The organism is Pseudomonas mandelii (genome assembly GCF_002251635.1).
In the GTDB taxonomy this organism is placed as follows: Bacteria; Pseudomonadota; Gammaproteobacteria; order Pseudomonadales; family Pseudomonadaceae; genus Aquipseudomonas; species Aquipseudomonas mandelii_B.
The window spans coordinates 24,952-47,880 of the sequence record NZ_NMOJ01000205.1; the positions used below are offsets into that span (position 1 = coordinate 24,952).

Here is a 22,929-nt window from a genome sequence, read left to right on the forward strand (position 1 = left end):
CGTGCTCGGTTTTGAGCACGTCTCCATGCAATGTTGATCACTGAAGAGTCGTTGTAAGGAGCCGCTCAACGTCATCGATCATGCCTTTCACTTCCGCTGCCGTGAACTCCTCAGGTTTGCCATGAGCGGCGCTGTTGCGAATTGCCGCTAAGGCTGTGATCCGCTTTTTTTGAGTCGCGTTGTATGCGCCGACCTTAGCCAGGTCATCGTTCATTTTGTTCAGGCTACCGTGCTCTAAATCATGGACGGAACACAGGTCGCGCAAAGTCGTTTCAAGTACAACTCCTGCAATGACTGCCGCTGCTGTTGCGTAGCCTGCCTTGAGGAGCTCCTCGGCTTGCTCTAGCTCGCTGGTGAACACCTCTGCCTGAACTAGATTACGGATAGTGTTGAGGTGGCCACCTTCAAAGTCCTCTTTAGCCGCCAGAAAAATTGCTTTAAGTCTGTTCAGACGATCTACATATGATTCGTACATTCCTTGTACATCTGCATCCGCATACATCTTGAGGTGCGTCGAGTTAGCGCCGCAGACACGCGCCATCAACGATTTAGCTTTGACATTCCAGTTGAGTATCAAGTCGGGTGATATGTAAAGCTCCGAGGTCCCATCGTAATCATTTCGCTTGAGGGTGGCGTTATTCAGCAATACCTCTAATTGGTTCTCGAGCTCGGTGAAGCGCTTGCCAATCAGTACCGTCATTTGGTTATCCTTCCGTGAGAGGTGGCTGATCTTGGCCTGCGAGTATCGTTACGACAAGCCTCTCTGAGTACGACCTTTGGTGTGAAAGCAGGAAAGCATTGAATCAGGCCATTTTTGGCTCGAACGACTCGGGCACCGATCTGTCTCGATTAGACGCCTATGTGTGGCGGAAAGGAGACATCACGAATGTGATGTGTTGACGCTATCCTCAGGCTTGAGGTCAATTTAAGTCAGCGGCGTCAGTATTGAGGTTTTTGATATATGTCTAATGGACACGGCATCGAAACCCCTGCCAGCAAAATTGCCACGGCACTGGCCACCCTCGGCTTGGCGATTCGCCTGAATGCGGAGGTAAATCAGAAGCGTATTGACGTTTCGATCTTCCATCGGGCTGTGAATATCCACACTGGTGGGGATGGCTTGCGTCTGCCCGCATACCCCCAAGCGACACAAGCCGATCTAAACGATGGAATTTACAATATCGTTCAGATTGCACTGAGTACATCTGCGCTTACCGCCGACGAAGCCATGCTTCAAGTCTTCGGTCCGATCGCCTCTATCAAGGCATCGAACCTTCTCGGCATACGCATAATGATTAATCAAGTGCGCAACGCGTTTGCACACAACCCATGGCGTCCTAGGTGGGTCGTTTATGAGAAGTATCGGAAGGCTTACCAGATCGTACTGGATGGCGGTACGGAGTTCACTTTCGACGCAACGAGCCTAGACGGAAATGGATTGAATCCTGATCAGTTTGGTGGCTTGGAGCGCTGGGTGGAGGTGCTGCAGCAGTGTGAGCGGTTGGTCGCAAATCATCCTGACACCGCGTGATACAGGGTTGGTATGGTAGATATCTATAAGGGTGTATTGATTCCGTACAGGACGAATTGATTTAGTGGTATTGAATCAATACACAATAAGGCAGTTGCCGAATGCAACCGGACGGAACCGTACATTTGTTTTTTTTACCCGTATTGAATCAATACTGGTGTGCGTATTGATTCAATACAGGATCAATTGGAGCTTGTCAGTTCCCTTATGGTTTTCAGCGGGGAGGTAGTAGCGGAAATTTCTAGTTCTTTCCCCGGGCAGTCGTCAATTGCGTACCAGGAAAGTGCGTATAGCGCGCATCTTGACCCGTGGCGGGAAAAGTAGCTGCTGCGGGTCAGGATAATCCATCCACCTCTCAATAGATCTGCCAGCGCCTTTTGCAGGATATTTGGAGAACTCACTCCCCATTCTTTTGCCATCGTCCGTGTGGCGGAAAGATCGCCGTTATTTTTCCCGTTGTATTGCATGTGCAATTCCATTAGCACCCCCCTAGCAGTGAAGCTCAGCGCACGATAGGGGGCAGACTGCCCCAGTTGCCAGTACATCATGGCAAATGGTTTGGCCTTGGGCTTGAAGCCTTTTCTTTTTGTCGCCATACGGCCACTCATAGGCAGGCGCGAAAATGCCCTCAAAACTGAGGGCATCTTCGCTCTCTTTGGTTTAAGACGCTTCGCGCATGAGGATGTACTTGGCTACGCGGTGAGGTGGGCGGCCTGGTTCGGTGGACTGATGAGTCCAATGAGTGCGGATCTCGAAACCTTTCTTCCGGAGGCGTCGGATCGTATTGGGTGGCTGGACGATATCCAGGTCTTGGGCCGCTTCGATGGTTGATACCGGGCCTTTACGCAGCGCCTCTATCATCTTACGGTCTTGCTCGGTTGAAGAGTGGCGTGTCATAGTTCGTCCTTCACGTTGGTGCTATCCAGTGTGTTTTCGCTATGGCGGTGTTACAGCACCGCCTTAGCAATTTCCGCGCAGCCCTGCGCAACCCCTCTCCCTTTATTTCGCAAATTACCGTGCGCCGATTTTGGCTGCGCGCTCAATGAATGCCTTCAGTTCAGATGCCAATGCCAGGCGACGACGACCAATCTTGAAAGTCTTGATTTCACCCTTAGCGATCAATTCATAAGTCGCCGACCGGGAAATACCCAGAATCCGGGCGGACTCCTCGACACTTACCGACAGCGGCGGCATCTGCTGCGCTTGTTCCATGGTTGTTCTCCCAAATGCCCGGTCTCGAGAGGTGCCGGGTGATGGAAGAGTACAATGTGTAAATCTGATAATGCAAGCAATTGCTATACAGTCATGCATTCGCATGGATTGACAGGCGTTTGCGCGTCGCGCAAGCTGTGCCCAATAGTTCAGTTCGAATGACCACTGCGGAAGGGGAAATTTATGGCTACTAAGACAAGTAAGCGGGCGGGTGAATCGAGCACTACTGTAAGTGTTGGAATCAGGATTGACCCTAAAATCAAATTCGCGCTGGATATTATGGGGCGTTTACAAAAGCGTTCCCTGACTGCGGTGGTTGAATGGGCAATTTCTAACGCAATTGCTCAACAGTCCCTGGGCGTAGATGGAAGCACTCTAGCGAGTGTAATCGACAAGGTTTGGTCTACAGATGAATCCACTCGCCTTGTGTCGCTAGCGCTGAATTTGCCAGAAGCGCTAACGTACGATGAACTGCGAATATGGGAAACAATTAAGGTGAGTTCAGGCTTTTGGAAGGACTCCCCCGACGGCTCCATCAATATTGCTGCTGAAAATATTCAGCTTTTCACCCTCAGTGTTCATTGGGGCGAATTGATGGCTCATGTCGATAGGTACAAGTTGAGCAGCACTATCGTCCCAATGAAGGAGGAGAATATTATTCCGTTCGGTTAAATTAAGTCGACTGCTGCTGCCTTTGTGCCCGGTGCCAAATGGGCATAACGTAGCGTCATCTTGATGTCAGCGTGCCCTAGCAGATCCCTAACCGTGTTGAGTGGTACGCCTGCCATTACCAAGCGTGACGCGAAGTCGTGGCGCATATCGTGCCAGCGAAAGTCCTCGATATTGGCTCGCTTAAGCAGCTTGAGCCAGGCGCTTTTAACATCCTCCAGGCGATCTCCTTCCTGGTTCGGGAAAACGTACTGAGACTTTCCGACCTGCTTTTGCCAATCCTCCAGCACGCCGATTGTCTCCCTGTTCATCGGGATATGCCGCGTATCGCTCGTTTTGGTGGTGGCGCCGATGGCGGTGATCGTCTTCGTTTGGAAGTTCACCGCCGACCATTTCAGGTCGAACAGTTCGCCCCGCCTCATACCAGTATTCAGTGATACCAGCACCAGGGACTTCAGGTGGTCAGTGAAGGGCAACTGCAGCAAACTTTGCATCTGCTCTTTGCGGCGATCTGCCCGCCACTTGTTTGCAGTCTCGCGCTCGGCCCGCGCCTCGTCTTGGCGCGCGTCCAGAGCTTCGCGCAGGCGCCTGGTCTCATCGGCATTCAGATATCGGACCTTTCCCAGCGAGTCGACCTTGAGTTGCTTCAGTTTGGCCAGCGGATGCGTGGCGATGTATTCCCATTCGACGGCTCGGCTAAACACGCCGCTGATCGATCCCATTTTTCTGTTCACCGTTGAAGGTTTGTTTCCGGACTGCATCCATCCTGTACGGATCTGCTCGAGGTCGCGGCCGGTGATAGAGTCGAGCCTCTGAGGCATGATCGTCGCGAAGTTATTGTTGAGGGTGTGCAGGGTCTTCTCGTGGCCTTTATGGTGAGTTTCAAACCACGGCATATAGGTGTCGTCGATGAAGTCGCGCAAGGATGGTAGGACCACACCCTTACGGCCTTGGGTGATTGCCAGCGGCTCGCCGTGCTCGTGTGCGTCTGCTAGATACCTGGCAGCCTCGGTACGCGCCTGGTCAAGCGTCATCACCCCAACGCGGCCGAGAGTGGCATTCTTGTTGCGGCCCCAGGTGACCATGTAGGATTTATGCCCACTCGGCAGCACGCGGATGAACAGGCCCGGCTGCACGGTGTCATGCACCCGGTACGCCTTCCGCTCGGTAGGCAAGCTATAGATGAGCTTTTGGGTGATCTTCGTTTTCAATCAATACAGCTCCGTGACAGCACCGTGGCAGCAAAAAGAACTATACGGCCCCGTTTTCACGGACGCAACTGGACGGATAGACCAGTGTTTATGTNTGTCTCAGTAGCTCAATTGGATAGAGCATCCCCCTCCTAAGGGGAAGGTTGGCAGTTCGAACCTGCCCTGGGACACCATCTGATTTTCAGCATCGCGCTGTGACAAAGCCCCGCCCGAGAAATCCTCGAGCGGGGCTTTTTTGTGCCCGGTCAACCCGACGACCTACATGGCAAGTCCGTCATTGCTGTGCCTTACTCCTCGTACCACTCAGGGAGCGAAGCCATGCGACACAGAGGCGCACATTTCTGGTTATGGACCAACAGCCGGCTGCCTCTCCACACCCATGAAGAAGTGCTCAGCGATGGTGTGCAGGTCGAGGTTCAGGCACGGGTGGGCCATGAGGGCATGACCCAGGTGTTTATCGGTATTTATGCCGACAGTGGCTGGGCAATTTGCGAGGAATTTCACGACAGGACTGTGGGTGAGTATTACTGCGTCGCATTGAAGTGGGGCGCTCGGCGGGCGAGAGAGCTGGTGGCGGACACTCAGGCGTTTGTCGCGCCACACCGGGTGCAGTTCACGTTAACCCCAGTGATCACCGATGAACCGACGCTGGCGCTGCGGCGGATGGAAATGACTGAACGTGAGCGTTTGAAAATCCGCTCCGAAGACGCCTGGTCGGAGTATCTGGCAGCCAAAGCCGCGATGCTTGAGCTGATGCGCGCCACCAAAGTCGACCCCGGTGTGTGGGCGGACCACAAAGAGCGCCTGCGACAGGCGATTGATCGGCGCATCAGTGTGCAACGCGCCTATCTGTGCTGAGTCATTTGCCGATCGACAGGTTCGACGAGCGCCGCAGTTCTTCGATGGTCTCGATCAAGTCATCGTAGGAGACCGGTTTGCCAATGTGCTGGTCGAAGCCTGATTGCCGGGATTTCTGAATATCGCTTTGGGCACCGTAACCCGTCAGCGCAATGGCCGGCACGTCCCTGAGCAGCGGGAGTTGCCGCAAGGCGCTCATTAGCTCGTGACCGTTCATGACCGGCATGCCCAGGTCCGAAATGATGAGGTCGAAGTGCGCGCCTTTTGCGGCGTCCAGAGCGGCCACCGGACGGTCGAAGGCAATCACTTGCGCGTCCTCCATTTCCAGCAGCAACTTCAAGGTTTCCAGTACTTCGGCAGAGTCGTCGACCAGCAGGATGGTCAAACCGCTCAGCCGTCCGGCACCTTCGACCTGCGTAGCGGTTTGAGCGTCATGTTCAGTCTTGGCCATCGGCAAGTAGACACTGAACGTGCACCCTGCGCCCAACCCGGGTGAACTCACTTTAACCGAACCCCGTTGCGCTTCTGTCAGTTGGCGGACCAGCGACAGGCCAATCCCCAGCCCTTCACGGTTGTGCGTGGCATGTTGCTTCTCTGCCTGCCCAAACAGATCGAACACGTGCTCAAGATTCTCGGCGGCGATGCCGGTGCCGTTGTCTATGATGTCCAGTCGCACTCTGTTCCCATCCTGGCTGGCGACCAGCTGCACTTGCCCAGTGGGTGGGGTGAATTTCAGTGCGTTGTTCACCAGATTCCAGATGATCTGTTCCAGGCGTGTCGGATCGGCATGCACCATCAAAGGCTGCGAAGGCACCTGCAACTCGACCGTGGTTTCGTGCCGCTCGTTGAGGACGACGCTGTGGATATCGCGCAGCACGCTGACCAGGTCCACGGCAACCGGTTGCAGTCTGAGCTTGCCAGTACGGACCCGCGCGACATCCAGCAGATCATCGATGATCCGGGCCTGGCTGTTGACCGCATCGCAGATCGTGTTGACGGCCTTGGCGGCGGGCGCCAGCGTCTTGGTCGCCGGCAGGCGCCGCAGCAGTTCGGCGTTGAGCTGGATCAGGTTCAGCGGGTGCTTGAGCTCATGGGACATGACCGCGAAGAACTCGTCCTTGAGGTAGTTGGTGTTGCGGGTCTCGGCCAGCGCCAGGCTTTGCTCCTCGTGCTGGCGTTTATGCCCGGTCAGGTCCCGGGCGATTTTAACGTAGCCCTGCAGGTTGTCGCCGCTGAGCAGGGTCATCTCGCCGCTGCAGAAAAACCGGCTGCCATCCTTGCGCAGGTGCCAGCGTTCGTCATCGCAGCGGCCATGAGTGCGAACCGCCAGCAGTTCGTTTTCAGGCACCCCGGAGGCGCGGTCTGCTTCAGAGAAAATAAAGTCGTAGTAAGCGCCTTCGGCTTCGGACTTGCTGTAACCGAAAATCAGCTCGGCACCTTTGTTCCAGCTGGTGATCACCCCTTGCTCATCAAGGGTGATGATCGCGTAATCGCGGGTGCTTTCAGCCACCAGGCGCATGCGTTCTTCGCCCAGGCGCAGGTCTTCTTCGGCGGCGCGGCGCTTGGTGATGTCGATGAAGGTCAGCACCGTGCCATCGATGTGGTCTTCGCTGGAGCGGTAGGGCAGCAGGCGGGCGATGTACCAGCGGTTGTCGGTGCTGCTGACTTCGCGCTCGATCATGTTCAATGATTCGAAGACCAGCGCTGCATCGCGGGCCAGGTCGTCGTAGTGCAGACGGTGGGTGATGTCGAGCAAGGAGCGCCCGGTATCCACCGGCAACATGCTGAAGATGTCCGTGGCGCGGGGGGTGAACCATTTGATGCGCATGCTGCGGTCGACGAACACTGTGGCGATGTCGGTGGAGGCGATCAGGTTGGTCAGGTAGTCGTTGATCTTGTCGGTTTCTTCAACTTTGGTTTTCAGCTCGTAGTTGACCGTCAGCAACTCTTCGTTGATCGACTGCAGTTCTTCCTTGCTGGTCTCCAGCTCTTCAGTGGCCGAGCGCAGTTCTTCGTTGATCGCCTGCATTTCTTCGTTGGAAGCCTTGAGCTCTTCGCTGGAGACTTCCGATTGTTCGATGGTGTCCTGCAAGTGCAGTTTGGTGCGTTGCAGTTCGCGTTCAAGGTTGGACAGCACTTGGCTTTCGGTTTGCAGCAGGGTGGTGGCCTGTTCGGAAGGATCGACTTCGGCCTCTTCGAAAATCACCAGGACGAACTCGCCGTCCGACGCTTCGTCCTTATAAGGCTGCGCCACCAGGTCGACCTTGTAGCGCCGGTTGTCACGGGAGATCGGTACCGCGCGGGATTTCACCACCAAACCGCTCTGCTGGACCTGAAACAGCGTGGTGCGAATCTCCAGGCGCAACTCGGGAAGGATCAGCGTCAGCAGGTTGCGTGACAACTCACCGCCGACATGGCGCAGGAAACGCCCGGCGCCTTCGCTCATGTGCAGGATGTCGGCGTTGGCATCGACAATCATGCTCGGCGGTGCCGCGCGTTCGAGGGCGCGCTGATGAATGTCGGCAAAGGACAGTTTGCGTTGCACCGCGTTTTGCGGCGTCTCACGGGAAATATTGCTGCGCACGTAACCGCCACGCGGCATGGTCGGAGTGCGTCGGCTACTGGCGGTGCCGGTCTTGGCGCGGAAGATACGGTTGCGCTTGTCCACCGGGGCGAACAGCTCGTGACAAGCGTCCGCGCTCTCGGAAGAACCCAGGAACAGGAAACCACCCGGGCGCAGTGCGAAGTGGAACATCTGCAGGATTTCACGCTGCACTTCGCGATCCAGATAGATCAACAGGTTGCGGCAGACGATCAGGTCGATTTGCGAGAAGGGCGGGTCGGACAACAGGCTGTGTTTGGCAAACAGGACCTTTTCGCGAATCTCCTTGCGAATCCGGTAGTGGTCATCTTCCTTGACGAAGTAATGCCGCAGGCGCGTCGGTGGTACATCGGTCACGATCGCTTGCGGGTACAGACCGGCCCGGCCGATGCTGATGGCGCGCTCGTCGATGTCGGTGGCGAACAGTTGCAGTGAGGCTTTGCTGGCGTCCAGTTGCAGTTGATCGTTGAGCAGCATCGCCAGGCTGTAGGCTTCTTCGCCCGTGGAACAACCGGCGGACCAGACGCGGATTTCTTCCTTCTCGGGCTGCGCCGACACGGCGGCACTGACCAGTTGCGGCAGCACGTCCCGCTCCAGGGCTTCGAACGCCTCGCGGTCACGGAAGAAGTTGGTCACGCCAATCAACATGTCGCCCAGCAGGGCTTTGGTTTCTTCGGGATTGTTTTGCAGGTAGTGGAAATAGGCGCCCAGATCGGGTTGGGTCGTGACCTGCATCCGGCGCTCAATCCGCCGTAACACGGTCGCGCGTTTGTAGTGCTTGAAGTCATGACCGGTGCCGGTGCGCAGCTGGATCAGGATGTCGTGGAGCAGCTGTTCGGCGAGCGCTGCATCACGCTCTGACACGGAGACGAACGTTTGCAGGTCTGGGTCGTTGGCGGTGGGCAGGCTGATTTCCTGGGAGTTTTGCCACAGTTCCAGCAGCTTTTGCGGCATTTCCACCACCGGCAACACCAAATCGACATTGCCGGTTTCAATGGCGGCGCGAGGCATGCCGTCAAACTCGGCATCTTCCGGCGCCTGGGCCATGGTGATGCCACCGTGTTCCTTGATGCGCGACAGCCCGACTGCGCCATCGGAGCCACTGCCTGACAGCACCAAGCAGAAGGCTCGCTCGCGGTGGACTTCGGCCAGGTCGCGAAAGAACAGATCAATCGAGGCGTGTCGGGCCTCACGCGGGTCGTTGCTGCTGACTTCAAGCACTCCGTCGTTCATCGTCAGCCGCTGAGCCGGTGAGATGACATAGACGTGGTTTTTCTCGATCGGCACCGTTTCGGTGACTTGCAGGACCGGCATCCGGGTCGATTCCTGGATGATCTTGTCCGCGATGCTCTGGTGATCGGGCGACAGATGAAGAATGATCACGAACGCCATGCCGTTGTCATGCGGCATGTTCTCGAAAAACAGTTTGATGGCTTGCAGTCCACCCGCCGACGCGCCAATGCCTACCACTGGAAAATCCAGGGTGCTGGGCTTCAGGGCCTTACGCTCAGGAGCTGGGGCCGAGTGCTGGGGGGTGCTGGTCATTTCTTCTGCCTTTGTCGGCGACTGCGGTCTATTGAGAACTGCGGTTATAAAAAGCGCATCAATAAAGCAGGATAATCCCGTTTATGAATAACACCTTCAAATATTTAGAGACACTTGATTAGCCGGAATTCTCAAGGGAACGGCACTCCTGGCCGATAACCCGAACGGTCATGGTCTTCTTCTCAAATTGCCTGGAAATCTTCGATGCTGTCGTATCACCAAAAGAGTTTTCTGATCGTCGATGATTTCTCGGATTTCCGCAGTTCCGTCAGGTCAATGCTGCGTGAACTGGGGGTCAAGGACGTCGACACCGCGGACACCGGGGAGCAGGCGCTACGCATGTGTTCGCAGAAGGCCTACGATTTCATCCTGCAGGACTTCCACCTCGGCGACGGCAAGAAAAACGGCCAGCAAGTCCTCGAAGACTTGATGATCGAGAAGCTGATCAGCCATGAAAGCGTGTTTGTCATGGTCACTGCCGAAACCAGTCAGGCCATGGTGCTCAGCGCGTTGGAACACGAACCCGACGCTTACCTGACCAAGCCGTTCAACCGTTCCGGCCTGGCCCAGCGCCTGGAGCGTCTGGAACAACGCAAGAATTTGCTCAAGCCGATCCTGCAAGCGCTCGATCGTGGCAAGCCGCTCGAAGTGCTCAATGCCTGCATCGAGCTGTGCAAGAAGGACATCCGTTATTCGCCGCTGTGCCTGCGTTACCGCGCGGACGCCTTGCGCGACCTGAATCAGAACGAAGCGCTGGAGCGTCTCTACGACAGCATCATTGCCGATCGCCCCTTGCCGTGGGCGTTTGCCGGGCTGGGCAAGTTGCTGTTCAAGCGCGGCCAGGTCAGCCAGGCCAAAGGCATCTACGAAAAAGCCCTGAAAGTGTTTCCGATGATGCCGGCGCTGTATGACGGCATGGCCGATGTGCTGGTGGTCGAAGGGGATAACAAGGGCGCGCAGAAAGTATTGGAAGAGGCGATTCGCCTGTCGCCGCTGGCCGTGCGTCGGCAAGCGCTGCTGGGCAAACTGGCGATGGCCAACGAAGATTTCGACACGGCCTCCAAGGCGTATCGTCAGGCCGTGTCCCAAGGCGCTCAATCGCGGTTCAAGGATGCCGAAAGCAACCTCGGCCTGGCTCACGCCTTGATCAGCAAAGGCAGCGAGAAAGGCCTGGATACCCGCACCCGACTGGAGATCAACACGACCCTCAGTCTGGTGGCCAAGGAAAATCCTTCTGATCCTGGCTTGCAGATCCGTGCGCGCCTGATGAAAGCCACCAGCCTGTTGCTCAACGACGCCGAAACCGCCGAGAAGCTCACCGAGCAGGCGATGATGCGCCTCGATGGCATGGAGCAGTTCATGAGCGCCGAAGCGGCGTTGTTGGTGGCCAAGCAGCTGCAAATGCTTGGCCAGGCGAGCGCCGGCGCGTCGATGCTTAAAAACTGCGCGGAAATCTACGGCGACGATCCGGTGGTGATGCAAGGGATCGCCAAACTGACCGATGACCCGACGATTCTCAGTCAGAGCAACGCGGCCTCCGAACTCAACCGTCAAGGCGTGCAGGTGTACAAGACCGGCAACCTGGCGGAAGCCCGGGCGGTGTTTCGCAAGGCCCTGCACATGCAACCGAAGAACATCAGCATCGCGCTGAACATGGCGCAGTCGCTGCTGCACGGCACGGACACCAGCGTACCGTCGGCCGAACTAGATGAATGCCGGGCCTGCCTGAAACTGGTCGGCATGATGCCCGACACCGATGCGCGTTACCCGCGCTACCAGAAACTGAAAATCAAGGCGTTCAGCGGATGAGCCAAGACAACTCTGCACTGGATTTTTCGACGGTGATTGCCTCCACCGTGCACGACATGAAGAACTCGTTGGCCATGCTGATGCAGGCCCACAGCCAATGGCTGGCCCGCCTGCCCGATCCCGAGCGGCACAGCCCGGAGCAGGGCGTCATCGAGTACGAATTCGCGCACCTCAACGGCATGCTCGTGCAGTTGCTGGGGCTGTACAAGCTGGGCGTCAATCAGCTGCCATTGCAGCCGGCCTACCATGAGCTGGATGATTTCCTCGAAGCACAACTGGCTTGCCATCAAGAGGTGTTCGCCAGTCGGGGCATCGTCGCGACCTATGAAGTCGACCCGTTGAGCCCCCTGGGTTTCTTCGACCGGGAGCTGGTGGCCTCGGTGCTGGCCAACTGCATCAACAACGCCATTCGTTACGCCCGTCAATCGTTGCTGATCAGCGTCGTCGATGAGGCCGGCGAATTGGTGCTGACCGTCAACGATGATGGCGACGGCTATCCAGCCGAGATGATCGAGCTTCAGGCGGACTATGTGCAGGGCATCAACTACAGCAGTAGCAGCACCGGCCTGGGCCTGTACTTCGCCGGGCGGATTGCCGCGCTGCACCAGCGCAATGGCGTGGGCGGGCGCACCCGAATCAGCAACGGCGGCCCGTTGGGCGGCGGTGTATTCAGCCTCTATCTGCCCTGACGTTTCTTTTTGTGTGCGCTGCTTGATATTCCGAACAGGCGGAGCCTATTTTGTACGGGTCGCCGTTCGCGGCTCGCACAATTACAAAGGATTGCGTCATGACAACCGATGGCCAGCGTTCACTCGCACAGCGATTGACGGGCATTGATGAGATTGAATGTGTCACGCCGGATTTGAACGGCGTGCCCCGTGGCAAGGTAATGACCGCCGAGGGGTTTCTCGAAGGACGGCGTTTGCAGATGGCGCGGGGTGTGCTGCTGCAATGCATCATGGGCGGATATCCGCCGGCACGTTTTTACGGCAGCGATGATGGTGACCTGGCGCTGGTGCCTGACCCGGCGCACATTCACCGCCTGCCCTGGAGCCAGCAACCGCGGGCACTGGCCATTTGCGACGCCGATGAACTGAGCGGCGAAAGCTCGAAGCTGTCGACCCGTGGCCAACTCAAGGCGGTTATCGCCCGTTACGCGGCGCTGGGTCTGGCGCCGGTGGTGGCAACCGAGCTGGAATTCTTCGTGTTCGCGCCCAATCCCGACCCGACGCAACCGTTCCAGCCGCCGCTGGGCCTGGACGGTCGTCGCGAGGAGGGGCATTCGGCGTTCAGTGTCAGTTCCAATAACGGTCTGCGGCCGTTCTTCAGTGAAGTCTATGCCTGCATGGCGGCCCTGGGCTTGCCGCGTGACACCTTCATGCACGAGATGGGCGTCAGCCAGTTCGAGATCAACTTGCTGCACGGTGATCCGTTGCTGCTGGCCGACCAGACATTCCTGTTCAAACACCTGCTCAAAGAAGTCGCGCTCAAGCACGGCCTGACCGTGGTGTGCATGGCCAAGCCGCTGGCGCACACGCCGGGCAGTTCGATGCACATTCACCAGAGCATCGTCGAGATCGGCAGCGGCCGGAACGTGTTCAGCGACGAGGCCGGTCAGCCGACGGCGACCTTCCGTCATTTTATTGGGGGGCAGCAGGCCGGCATGGCCGATTTCACCGCGCTGTTTGCGCCGAACGTGAACTCCTATCAGCGACTGTGCCATCCGTTCGCTTCGCCGAACAATGCCTGCTGGTCCCACGACAACCGTGCCGCCGGATTGCGCATTCCGGCCAGTTCGCCGGCCGCTCGTCGGGTCGAGAACCGCTTGCCGGGGGCCGATGCGAATCCGTATCTGGCGATCGCCGCGAGTCTCGCCGCCGGTTTGTATGGCATTGAAAACGAACTGGAGCCAAGCGCGGCGATCCAGGGTGAGTTCGAGGTGCCGGATAATCTTTCATTGCCGTGTACCTTGCACGCCGCTCTTGAGCGTCTGAAACGTAGCCAATTGGCGAAGGAACTGTTTGGCAAGGAGTTCATCGAAGGCTACGTCGCTTCGAAGACCCTGGAGTTGACCAGCTTCTTTGATGAAATTACGCCCTGGGAGCGCCGTACCCTGGCTGCCCAGGCCTGACGACCTGTCGTCTTCGGGCTATCTTTTCGGATAGCCCGTTCTTACCGCAAGGAGCCGCTCGGAACGCCGATGCGCCAAATCTGGAAATCTTTTCGAGCCCTTTATTTCGCCTCCTTGATGATGTTGATCGGCTCAGGCTTGCTGAGTACGTACCTGGGCCTGCGCCTGGCGGCGGATAACGTCGACAGCTTGTGGGTCGGTGCGNTCATGGCCGCCAACTACTTTGGCCTGGTGCTGGGTGGCAAGATCGGGCATCGCCTGATCGCCCGGGTCGGGCACATCCGTGCATATGCCACCTGCGCCGGGATTGTCGGCGCGGCGGTGTTGGGACATGGCCTGATCAACTGGCTGCCAGCCTGGATCGTGCTGCGGATGATCGTGGGTCTGGGCATGATGTGCCAGTACATGGTCATCGAAAGCTGGCTCAATGAGCAGGCGGATGCCAAGCAGCGGGGCGTGGTGTTCAGCGGCTANATGATCGCTTCCTACCTGGGGCTGGTGCTGGGCCAGCTGATTCTGGTCATGCACCCGGCCCTGGGCCTGGAACTGCTGATGCTGGTCGCCTTGTGTTTCGCGTTGTGCCTGGTGCCGGTGGCCATGACTCGGCGGATTCACCCGGCGCCTCTGCATCCTGCCCCGATGGAGCCGCGCTTCTTTATCAAGCGGGTGCCGCAGTCGCTCAGTACGGTGTTGGGCGCGGGTTTGATCGTGGGTTCGTTCTACGGTTTGGCGCCGCTCTATGCCTCTCAGCAGGGGCTGACCACCGAGCAGGTCGGTCTGTTTATGGGTAGCTGTATTTTCGCCGGGCTGCTGGTGCAGTGGCCATTGGGCTGGCTCTCTGACCGTTATGACCGAGCGTTGTTGATCCGCTGTTTTGCGGTGGTCCTGGCCCTGACCGCGTTGCCGCTGGCGATCATGCAGCAGGTACCGCTGGAGGTTCTGTTTGTCGCCGGGTTCTTCTGCTCGCTGGTGATGTTCTGCCTGTATCCGCTGGCGGTGGCCTTCTCCAACGACCANGTGGAGGGTGATCGCCGAGTGTCGCTGACGGCCATGTTGCTGGTGACTTACGGGGTCGGTGCGAGTATCGGGCCGCTCTTGGCCGGTGTCCTGATGAAGCTGTTTGGCAGCCACATGCTGTATGCCTTCTTCAGCTTCTTCGCGTTGGTGCTGGTGTGGCGGATTCGCCCGAAAGCCGTCACCAACCTGCATCAGGTCGAAGATGCGCCGCTGCATCACGTGGCCATGCCGGACAGCATGTCGAGTTCGCCACTGGTGGCGTGCCTTGACCCACGGGTCGATGAACAGGTGGTGCAGGACCAGATGCAGAACCCGATCAACCCTGATCCGGAGCCCGAACCCGAGCCGGATCCCGAAAACGATCCACCGCCAGAAGACCCGGATGCAGGTCGCGAGCAAAGCTTTACCGAGGCCAGGCCTTAAAGCTGGCGCATAAAAAAACGGGCAGTCGCCGCAAGGGACTGCCCGTTTTTTGTTGAAGCGTTGTATTACATGTCGTCTTTATCGAAGCGGCGCGCTTCACGCTGAAGCTGATAGACGAAACGTTCCACCTGGCGCTGCACCAGGCCGCTCATGTTGTGGAAACGCACACCGGCGAAGGTGGTGTTGATCTTGTCTTCGAAGTGCAGGTAACGCAGCTCGACGGAAGTGGTCATGCTGCCGAAGGGCAGGGCGGCGATAAAACGGTCGTAGACCTGGCCCAGTTGCAGGCGCTCGGAAATATCACCTTCAAAGCGCAACTTGCAGCCAGTGGCGGATATATCCAGCAGCTTGCCGCTGATGGGGGCCTTGAGCTTTTCGCCGCCCAGCTCGANATCGACCAGTTGCGCCAGCTTCAGCGCAGCCCGGAAGGCATTGCGGCGCTGGTGGTAGACCACTTCATCGGGAAGAGTGCCGCGGTAGCAGCGACCGCCACCGGACTCATCGATGGTCAGTGTGCCGTTGCTTTCCCACGCAATGCGCACGCCCTCGTGGAAGCCTTCAACCCGAAATGATTCGCCGGCCAGCAGATAGCGTTCGCCGTCGCGGGGAATCATTTCGTCCAGGGCCAGCGTCTTGCTGTCCCGGTCAACGTCCACCAGGTAGCTTTGGAAGCGCTGGCTGCGTTCGTGGAAGGTGATGATCAGCGGATCATGACTTTCTTGCAGCATCCGCAACGTGCTGGCGATTTCCAGAGGCGTGGTGAGCACCTTGGGTGGCTGCGGAGCATCTTCCGCGTTAAGGGCGTTGAACACGGTTCNTCATTCTCCAGACAAAATATGACTGCGACTTGCTAGCATACTGCCAGCATGTGAGGCGTCTTGATAGAGCGTGCTCATTAACAGGCTCAAGCCTGACTAAGCGGGCGCGGCTTCGCGAGCATGGAGGTTGATCCGCGGGCATCGTAAAGCGCTGGCGGTTCGCCGCCGGTGAGGATTTTCAGCTGGTTGGCCGTGGCGGCCTGCTGGACCAGGATCGACTGGCCATTATTGACGTTGGCCGCCTGGCATTGAGCCAGCAGATCGGTCAATTTCTCGCTCTGTTCCAGCAATTGATCGCCGATGCTCGACTGGCTGGCAAGTTGCTCCAAGCCACTGCGATCGGTCGGCAGATTCAGGCTGGCGAGGATTTCACTGCGCTTGCGGCCATGCTGTTCAAGCAGAATGATCATTGCCTGTTTCTGCGCCAGAATATCTTCGAGCAGCGGCATGTCGCGACCGTGCAAGGCGAGGGACTCGGTTTGCAGTAACTCCAGCAGGTATTGCGCTGGAGCAAAGTCGTCGGTGATCAGTTGCAGTAAATTAGTGTCGTGCATGGCTGGCCTTGGGTTTTAAGCGTCCAAAAGCCCTGCGCAGGCCTTTGCCTAGCGCTCGGCTTCGAAGTTAAGCAGCTTGCTGGCTACACGGTTGCTGTCGACTTTATAGCTGCCATCGGCGACGGCCTGCTTCAATTCGGCCACGCGGGCTTTATTGACAACGGGTTGATCGCGCAGCGAGTCAGTGACCTTCTGCAACTGTTGAGCCTCATTGCTCAGGTGTACCGATTCCCCGCTTTTGGCGGTACTGGCCTGTTCGGCCGGGGTATTCAGCGGCGCGGATTTGCCGGTTTCGGCGGTTTCCTTCGCGGTGCTGGTACGCGTACTACCGGTAAGTGACGAGGAGCTGTTCAAACGGCTGAAATCAATGACCATGATAAAAAACCTCTGGGTATTTGGACGCTTGCCATGTTTTCGGCTCTCCCTGCGAAAACTTTAGGCCCATTTATCAATGAGCTTGCATGCGTCAGCGCTTGTCCTGCCTGCAGCACAGTTTAGGGAACCGCCGGGCGGCGCGCCATCTTTCACCAGCAGATCGTACTACATGGCCACTTCCACCTGGCCCGGCGCGGTGACTTGCGCCTTGATGACCCGTTGGGAGTTGAGGTTTTTCACACGAATCTGTTCACGCAGGCCGCCGTTGGATAGGGCTTCGCCCGGCATACGCACGCTGAGCGTACCACTGCGGGCGGTAATCACCACTTGATCGCCCTTGCTGATGACTTCCGCCTGTTCGAGATGGACCAGCGTCAGGACCTGGTCGGTGACCATTGGTCGGGTAAGTTTCTGCCCGACGGCNTGTTCCAGGGAAGTGAAATAACCCTGGTTGATCAGGCTGATGTCCCGCTCGCGCAGCATGACGTCGCCTGGCTCGATGACCCCGGCGCGTTTGAGCGGTCGGGTGGTGGTGACAACGTCCCGAAACAGGCGGACTTGAGCGGGCACGAAGACTGTCCAAGGGGATGTGCTGTCGCAGCGGACCTTGACCGTGACCCGCCCGATCGGGGTCGCCGGGCTCTCAAGGGTGGCTGTCAATTCCTTGTCGCACATGGGCATGCGCAGTCGCGGATCGAGCTGGTTGACCTCGATTTCGTAGCGACCTTCCGTTTGACTCGTAGCCAAATAGTCTTCTACGGTGAACTCAAGAAAGCCCTGAGTGACGCCGATAAGCATGTCAGGCAAGGTAACCGCGTCAGCAAGGGCAGGGCTGCCAGCGTTGAACAGGCAAACGGCCGACATCGCGCAAAGCAATTTGCGGAAGGTTGATGTCAGGCGTCGGAAAAATGTCGGTTCTGTGTTCATAAGAGTTAAAAAGCAAGCGCCGTGCCGTTTAGCAATGAACGTGCGTCGCAACACACTTAAGCGTTGGTGTAGGAGTCTGTGCATGGCTGGTGTAATGGATGCAGTAAACCAGCGCACGCAATTGGTTGGGCAGAATCGCCTTGAGCTGTTGTTGTTCCGTCTCGACGGCCAGCAGCTGTATGGGATCAACGTGTTCAAGGTTCGGGAAGTGCTGCAATGCCCCAAACTGACCCTGATGCCCAAGTCCAGTCCTGTCGTGTGCGGTGTGGCAAGTATCCGGGGGGCGACCATTCCGATTCTTGATCTGGCAATGGCGACCGGCTCCGGCGCCCTTAAAGATCAAAGCAACCCGTTCGTGATCATCACGGAGTACAACACCAAGACCCAGGGTTTCCTGGTGCGCTCGGTGGAGCGCATCGTCAACATGAACTGGGAGGAGATCCATCCGCCACCCAAGGGCACCGGGCGCGATCACTACCTCACGGCGGTGACNCGGGTCGACAATCAGTTAGTCGAAATCATCGACGTCGAGAAAGTGCTGGCAGAAGTGGCGCCGACACCGGAAGCGATTTCGGTCGGCGTGGTGGATGTCGAAACCCAGCACAAGGCGCTGTCCTTGCGGGTGTTGACGGTCGATGACTCGTCGGTGGCGCGCAAGCAGGTGACTCGTTGTCTGCAAACGGTCGGCGTCGAAGTGGTGGCATTGAACGACGGCAGGCAAGCGCTGGATTACTTGCGCAAGCTGGTGGATGAGGGCAAGAAGCCGGAAGAAGAATTCCTGATGATGATTTCCGACATCGAGATGCCGGAAATGGACGGTTACACCCTGACGGCCGAGATACGTAACGATCCACGCATGCAAAAATTGCATATCATCCTGCATACTTCATTGTCGGGTGTATTCAATCAGGCGATGGTCAAGAAGGTCGGTGCTGATGACTTTTTGGCCAAATTCCGCCCTGATGACCTGGCATCCCGGGTAGTCGACCGGATCAAGGCAGCAGATCACGGCTAGGGGGNTTCTGCCCCTGGCGGTTAACACGATTAAAGAGGCGGTATCNTTGTCTACGGGTAATTTGGATTTCGAACAGTTCCGGGTCTTCCTGGAAAAAGCCTGTGGCATATTGCTTGGTGAAAACAAGCAATACCTGGTATCCAGCCGTCTCAACAAACTGATGGAGCAGCAGGGCATCAAGTCCCTGGGTGAGTTGGTTCAGCGCATTCAGGGTCAGCCGCGCAGTGGGCTCAAGGAAATGGTGGTCGATGCCATGACCACCAACGAAACCTTGTGGTTTCGCGACACCTACCCCTTCGAAGTGCTCAAGAACAAGGTGTTGCCCGAAGCGATCAAGGCGGCCCCCGGCCAGCGCCTGCGGATCTGGTCGGCGGCGTGCTCGTCGGGTCAGGAACCGTATTCGCTGTCGATGTCCATCGATGAGTTCGAGCGCGTCAACATGGGCCAGTTGAAGATGGGCGCGCAAATCGTCGCGACCGACTTGTCCGGCACCATGCTCACCAATTGCAAGACTGGCGAGTACGACAGCCTGGCCCTGGGCCGTGGTTTGTCCCCGGAGCGCCTGCAACGTCACTTCGACCCGAAAGGGGCCGGGCGTTGGGCGGTGAAGGCGCCGATCAAGAGCCGGGTGGAGTTTCGTTCGTTCAACCTGCTCGACAGCTACGCCAGCCTGGGCAAGTTCGACATGGTGTTTTGCCGCAACGTGCTGATCTACTTTTCGGCCGAAGTGAAGAAGGACATCCTGCTGCGTATTCACGGCACGCTCAAGCGCGGCGGTTACCTGTTCCTCGGCGCCTCCGAAGCGCTGAACGGTTTGCCGGATCATTACCAGATGGTCCAGTGCAGCCCGGGGATCATTTACCAGGCGAAGTGATTCGTTGGCAGCATCAAAAAAACGGGAGCCCTCAGCGGCTCCCGTTTTTTTTGCCTGCCAATATCTCACCAACACCGCTGAACCCTGTGGGAGCGAGCTTGCTCGCGATTGCGGTGGGTCAGACCATGCAGATGTCGGCAGACACGACGCCATCGCGAGCAAGCTCGCTCCCACAGGGGGTGGTGGTGTTCTTTAGAGGGGATAAGCGGCAGAAAAGCGGCAGACGGCGGACATCGGTTGCCGCTTTTCTGGCATTGCCGCCTTGCCACTGCCGGCAAAGCCCCGGTTTCCGGGCTTTTTTGAATTGGCACGCCGCTTGCTATGTCTCTGATACGAAAAATCAGGTCACCCGAAGGTTTCCCGCCATGAGCATCAGCTTCGATAAAGCGCTCGGTATCCACGAACAAGCCCTGGGCTTCCGCGCCCAGCGTGCTGAAGTCCTGGCCAACAACATTGCCAACGCCGATACCCCGAACTACAAGGCTCGGGACCTGGACTTCTCCGCTGTGCTCGCTGCACAGCAGGACAAGACCAAGAACGGCACCTTTGCCTTGAACATGACCAACAGCCGTCATATTGAAGCGCAAGGCCTGGGCAATGGTGACGAGTCGCTGCTGTATCGCACGCCGATGCAACCGTCGATCGATCAGAACACCGTCGATGCCCAACTTGAGCAATCGGCCTACGCCGAGAACTCGGTGAACTTCCAGGCCAGCTTCACCCTGCTCAACAGCAAATTCAAAGGGCTGATGTCAGCCCTGCGTGGAGAGTAAGCCATGTCCCTAGCCAGTGTTTTCAATATTGCCGGCAGTGGCATGAGCGCGCAGACCACGCGTTTGAACACCGTCGCCAGTAACATCGCCAACGCCGAGACCGTGTCTTCGAGCATTGATCAGACTTACCGCGCCCGTCACCCGGTGTTCGCCACCATGTTCCAGGGCGGCCAGAGCGGCNGCGGCGATTCGCTGTTCCAGAATCAGGATGCCGCAGGCCAGGGCGTGCAGGTACTCGGTGTGGTCGAAGACCAGAGCAACCTGGAAGCCCGTTACGAGCCAAACCATCCGGCCGCCGATGCCAAGGGCTACGTCTACTACCCCAACGTCAACGTGGTCGAAGAAATGGCCGACATGATTTCCGCCAGCCGCTCGTTCCAGACCAACGCGGAAATGATGAATACCGCCAAAACCATGATGCAGAAGGTCCTGACCCTCGGTCAGTGATAAGGGGCGACTCAGATGAGTGTTACCGATACCACCAGCGGCGTGAACATCAAGGATGTCTTGGCCAATTCGTCGGTCAAGACCAACACCAGCGCCGACGGCCTGACCTCGGCGACCAACAGCGCTACCGGCAAGAAGGCGTTGGGCAAGGATGCGTTCCTGCAATTGCTGGTCACCCAGCTGAAAAACCAGAACCCGCTCGAGCCTCAGGACAACGGTGACTTCGTCGCTCAGCTGGCACAGTTCAGTAGCCTGGAAGGCATCACCACGCTGAACGATACGGTCAGCGGCATTGCCGGCAACTACAACTCGTCGCAAGCGCTGCAAGCGTCTTCGCTGGTGGGCCGCTCAGTGGTCGCGCAGACCGACACAGCGGTCGTCGATACCTCCAAGAGCTTCAACGGCACGGCCGTGGTTCCGGCATCGGTGGATCCGGTGACGATCAAGATCACCGACGCCGATGGCAAAGTGATTCGCACCATCGACCTTGGCAGCCAGAAGGCCGGCAACGCCAGCTTCATCTGGGACGGCAAGAACGATGCAGGCGAAGTGGCCAAGGCCGGCAAGTACAAATTTGCCGCCACCGCGACCTATGACAGCAAGGCGACCTCGCTGGTGACTTACCTGCCGGCAACCGTCAACAGTGTGACCATCAGCCAGACCGGCGGTGAGTTGATGCTGAACCTGGCAGGCCTGGGCAGTGTTGCCCTGTCCAAAGTACAAACCATTGGTATATAGAGCCGACTAACACGGCACAAAGGAGTGGAATATGTCTTTCAATATCGGCCTTAGCGGTCTCTATGCGGCCAACAAACAACTGGACGTAACCGGCAACAACATTGCCAACGTAGCGACCACCGGTTTCAAATCGTCCCGTGCAGAATTCGAAGACGTGTACTCGGCCACGCGCCTGGGTACCGGCAGCAAGACCATCGGCAACGGCGTGCGTCTGGCCAACGTTTCCCAGCAGTTCGGCCAGGGCGACGTGAACAACACCGGCAACGTGCTGGACATGGGTATCCAGGGCAACGGTTTCTTCATCCTCAGCGACAACGGCTCCCTGAGCTACACCCGTGCCGGCGCGTTCAAGACTGACGCTGAAAACTACGTGGTCGACAACAACGGTAACCGCTTGCAGGGTTATGGCGTTGATGCCAACGGCAAGATCATCAACGGTGTGCTGACCGACCTGAAAATCGACACCTCAAGCCTGGCGCCACATGCCACGACCCGTATCGATCAGACGCTGAACCTGAACTCGTCGGACCCACTGCCGACAGTGACGCCGTTCAACGTCAAAGACACCAATAGCTACAACAAAACCATTTCCACCCCTGTGTACGACACCCAAGGTAACGAGCACAGGATGGATCAGTACTACGTAAAAAATGCGGCATCCAACTCCTGGACCGTTTACACCTACATGGACGGTCGTAGCCCAACGGACCCGACTGCCGTTCCTCAGGTGCCAATCACTGCCGACATCACCTTCAACCCTGATGGCAGCATCAAGACGCTGACGGCCGGTGCAGGCTGGACTAAAGTCGGCAACACCCTGACCATGACAGGCTGGAAGCCGGGCGTGTTGGTTAACCCAAATTCCAACCCGCCAACCTGGGCCCTGAACGGCTCGGACGCAGCCGCCGGCGGTATTGCGTTCGACATGACCAAAACCACCTCCTACGCTTCGCCAACCGCCCGTACTGCGCAGTACCAGGACGGTTATGCCACCGGCCAGATTGCCAGCCTGACCATCGACGAAAGCGGTGTCATGACCGCCAACTTCAGCAACCAGCAAACCAAGGCCATCGGCCAGGTAGCGGTCGCCAGCTTCGCCAACGAGCAAGGCCTGCAGCCAATCGGCGGTACCCGCTGGAAAGAAACCTTCGCTTCGGGTGTGGCGGGTGTCGATGCACCGAAAACCGGTACGCTGGGTGCGGTCGTGTCCAAATCCCTGGAGAACTCCAACGTCAACCTGACCAACGAGCTGGTGGACCTGATCAAGGCCCAGAGCAACTACCAGGCGAACGCCAAGACGATCTCCACCCAGAGCACCATCATGCAGACGATCATTCAGATGACCTGATGCAGGTTAGCGCTGAATAAAGAGCCCCTCGCCAGAGGGGCTTTTTTATGGC

General features: G+C 57.7%; 23 protein-coding genes and 1 tRNA gene. 14 read left to right on the forward strand and 10 right to left on the reverse strand.

Annotated elements, in window-relative coordinates; genetic code table 11:
• Positions 1-37: 37 nt before the first annotated feature.
• A complete protein-coding gene (locus tag B7L09_RS25240) occupies positions 38-700 on the reverse strand; it encodes a DUF4145 domain-containing protein (RefSeq protein ID WP_010457190.1) in 663 nt (220 codons plus the stop codon).
• A gap of 261 nt (positions 701-961) precedes the next feature.
• Between B7L09_RS25240 and B7L09_RS25245 the strand changes: the two genes are divergently transcribed.
• Positions 962-1,531 (forward strand): hypothetical protein, encoded by a 570-nt coding sequence (locus tag B7L09_RS25245; protein ID WP_010457188.1) that lies wholly within the window; start codon positions 962-964, stop codon positions 1,529-1,531.
• A gap of 182 nt (positions 1,532-1,713) precedes the next feature.
• On the opposite strand, the gene B7L09_RS25250 is transcribed toward B7L09_RS25245, so the two are convergent.
• The 3 genes from B7L09_RS25250 to B7L09_RS25260 all read right to left on the reverse strand — a co-directional run bounded on the left by B7L09_RS25250 (position 1,714) and on the right by B7L09_RS25260 (position 2,743).
• Entirely contained in the window at positions 1,714-2,175 is a 462-nt protein-coding gene (locus tag B7L09_RS25250) for a hypothetical protein (protein ID WP_238547508.1), read from the reverse strand.
• A gap of 16 nt (positions 2,176-2,191) precedes the next feature.
• Complete coding sequence (locus B7L09_RS25255) at positions 2,192-2,428, reverse strand: helix-turn-helix domain-containing protein (RefSeq protein WP_042932640.1); 237 nt, start codon at positions 2,426-2,428, stop codon at positions 2,192-2,194.
• Between the two features lie 114 nt (positions 2,429-2,542).
• Positions 2,543-2,743 (reverse strand): helix-turn-helix domain-containing protein, encoded by a 201-nt coding sequence (locus tag B7L09_RS25260; protein ID WP_010457184.1) that lies wholly within the window; start codon positions 2,741-2,743, stop codon positions 2,543-2,545.
• A gap of 183 nt (positions 2,744-2,926) precedes the next feature.
• On the opposite strand from B7L09_RS25260, the gene B7L09_RS25265 reads away from it, so the two are divergent.
• The gene (locus tag B7L09_RS25265) at positions 2,927-3,415 is read left to right on the forward strand and encodes a hypothetical protein (protein ID WP_010457182.1); all 489 of its coding nucleotides are present in this window, start codon (positions 2,927-2,929) and stop codon (positions 3,413-3,415) included.
• On the opposite strand, the gene B7L09_RS25270 is transcribed toward B7L09_RS25265, so the two are convergent.
• On the reverse strand, positions 3,412-4,623 hold the full coding sequence (locus B7L09_RS25270; protein ID WP_010457180.1) for a site-specific integrase: 1,212 nt from the start codon (positions 4,621-4,623) through the stop codon (positions 3,412-3,414). The genes B7L09_RS25265 and B7L09_RS25270 overlap by 4 nt on opposite strands.
• A gap of 96 nt (positions 4,624-4,719) precedes the next feature.
• Between B7L09_RS25270 and B7L09_RS25275 the strand changes: the two genes are divergently transcribed.
• Together B7L09_RS25275 and B7L09_RS25280 are read left to right on the forward strand one after the other, a co-directional pair.
• Positions 4,720-4,796 (forward strand) — tRNA-Arg (locus B7L09_RS25275).
• Between the two features lie 145 nt (positions 4,797-4,941).
• A complete protein-coding gene (locus tag B7L09_RS25280) occupies positions 4,942-5,481 on the forward strand; it encodes a hypothetical protein (RefSeq protein ID WP_094471119.1) in 540 nt (179 codons plus the stop codon).
• A 1-nt stretch (position 5,482) separates the two neighbouring features.
• On the opposite strand, the gene B7L09_RS25285 is transcribed toward B7L09_RS25280, so the two are convergent.
• Positions 5,483-9,628, reverse strand: a complete 4,146-nt coding sequence (locus tag B7L09_RS25285) for a CheR family methyltransferase (protein ID WP_094471120.1) — start codon at positions 9,626-9,628, stop codon at positions 5,483-5,485.
• 204 nt (positions 9,629-9,832) lie between these two features.
• On the opposite strand from B7L09_RS25285, the gene B7L09_RS25290 reads away from it, so the two are divergent.
• The 4 genes from B7L09_RS25290 (at position 9,833) to B7L09_RS25305 (ending at position 15,008) form a co-directional block, all read left to right on the forward strand.
• Positions 9,833-11,437, forward strand: coding sequence for a tetratricopeptide repeat-containing response regulator (locus tag B7L09_RS25290; protein WP_094471121.1), 1,605 nt, complete (start codon positions 9,833-9,835; stop codon positions 11,435-11,437).
• Complete coding sequence (locus tag B7L09_RS25295; protein ID WP_094471122.1) at positions 11,434-12,126, forward strand: sensor histidine kinase; 693 nt, start codon at positions 11,434-11,436, stop codon at positions 12,124-12,126. The genes B7L09_RS25290 and B7L09_RS25295 overlap by 4 nt, the downstream gene beginning before the upstream one ends.
• 200 nt (positions 12,127-12,326) lie before the next feature.
• Positions 12,327-13,568 (forward strand): glutamine synthetase family protein, encoded by a 1,242-nt coding sequence (locus tag B7L09_RS25300; protein WP_176457769.1) that lies wholly within the window; start codon positions 12,327-12,329, stop codon positions 13,566-13,568.
• A gap of 69 nt (positions 13,569-13,637) precedes the next feature.
• Positions 13,638-15,008 (forward strand): MFS transporter, encoded by a 1,371-nt coding sequence (locus tag B7L09_RS25305; RefSeq protein ID WP_094471124.1) that lies wholly within the window; start codon positions 13,638-13,640, stop codon positions 15,006-15,008.
• Positions 15,009-15,073: 65 nt separating this feature from the next.
• On the opposite strand, the gene B7L09_RS25310 is transcribed toward B7L09_RS25305, so the two are convergent.
• The 4 genes from B7L09_RS25310 to flgA all read right to left on the reverse strand — a co-directional run bounded on the left by B7L09_RS25310 (position 15,074) and on the right by flgA (position 17,682).
• Positions 15,074-15,820, reverse strand: a complete 747-nt coding sequence (locus B7L09_RS25310; RefSeq protein WP_094471125.1) for a flagellar brake protein — start codon at positions 15,818-15,820, stop codon at positions 15,074-15,076.
• Between the two features lie 92 nt (positions 15,821-15,912).
• The gene (locus tag B7L09_RS25315; protein WP_094471126.1) at positions 15,913-16,380 is read right to left on the reverse strand and encodes a flagella synthesis protein FlgN; all 468 of its coding nucleotides are present in this window, start codon (positions 16,378-16,380) and stop codon (positions 15,913-15,915) included.
• A gap of 48 nt (positions 16,381-16,428) precedes the next feature.
• The gene (gene flgM, locus B7L09_RS25320; RefSeq protein WP_094471127.1) at positions 16,429-16,755 is read right to left on the reverse strand and encodes a flagellar biosynthesis anti-sigma factor FlgM; all 327 of its coding nucleotides are present in this window, start codon (positions 16,753-16,755) and stop codon (positions 16,429-16,431) included.
• Between the two features lie 165 nt (positions 16,756-16,920).
• Complete coding sequence (flgA, locus tag B7L09_RS25325) at positions 16,921-17,682, reverse strand: flagellar basal body P-ring formation chaperone FlgA (protein ID WP_094471128.1); 762 nt, start codon at positions 17,680-17,682, stop codon at positions 16,921-16,923.
• A gap of 82 nt (positions 17,683-17,764) precedes the next feature.
• Between flgA and B7L09_RS25330 the strand changes: the two genes are divergently transcribed.
• The 6 genes from B7L09_RS25330 to flgE all read left to right on the forward strand — a co-directional run bounded on the left by B7L09_RS25330 (position 17,765) and on the right by flgE (position 22,877).
• Positions 17,765-18,697, forward strand: a complete 933-nt coding sequence (locus B7L09_RS25330) for a chemotaxis protein CheV (RefSeq protein ID WP_094471129.1) — start codon at positions 17,765-17,767, stop codon at positions 18,695-18,697.
• A 46-nt stretch (positions 18,698-18,743) separates the two neighbouring features.
• Positions 18,744-19,571, forward strand: coding sequence for a protein-glutamate O-methyltransferase CheR (cheR, locus tag B7L09_RS25335; protein ID WP_094471130.1), 828 nt, complete (start codon positions 18,744-18,746; stop codon positions 19,569-19,571).
• Between the two features lie 365 nt (positions 19,572-19,936).
• Positions 19,937-20,344, forward strand: a complete 408-nt coding sequence (flgB, locus tag B7L09_RS25340; RefSeq protein ID WP_003214246.1) for a flagellar basal body rod protein FlgB — start codon at positions 19,937-19,939, stop codon at positions 20,342-20,344.
• A gap of 3 nt (positions 20,345-20,347) precedes the next feature.
• Positions 20,348-20,791: a flagellar basal body rod protein FlgC gene (flgC, locus tag B7L09_RS25345; protein ID WP_094471131.1), complete on the forward strand. Its 444-nt coding sequence runs from the start codon at positions 20,348-20,350 to the stop codon at positions 20,789-20,791.
• Between the two features lie 15 nt (positions 20,792-20,806).
• Positions 20,807-21,529 carry a flagellar hook assembly protein FlgD gene (gene flgD / locus B7L09_RS25350; protein WP_094471132.1) on the forward strand — a complete coding sequence of 241 codons (723 nt, stop codon included), beginning with the start codon at positions 20,807-20,809 and terminating at the stop codon, positions 21,527-21,529.
• 31 nt (positions 21,530-21,560) lie between these two features.
• Positions 21,561-22,877, forward strand: a complete 1,317-nt coding sequence (gene flgE, locus B7L09_RS25355) for a flagellar hook protein FlgE (protein ID WP_094471133.1) — start codon at positions 21,561-21,563, stop codon at positions 22,875-22,877.
• Positions 22,878-22,929 lie beyond the last annotated feature (52 nt).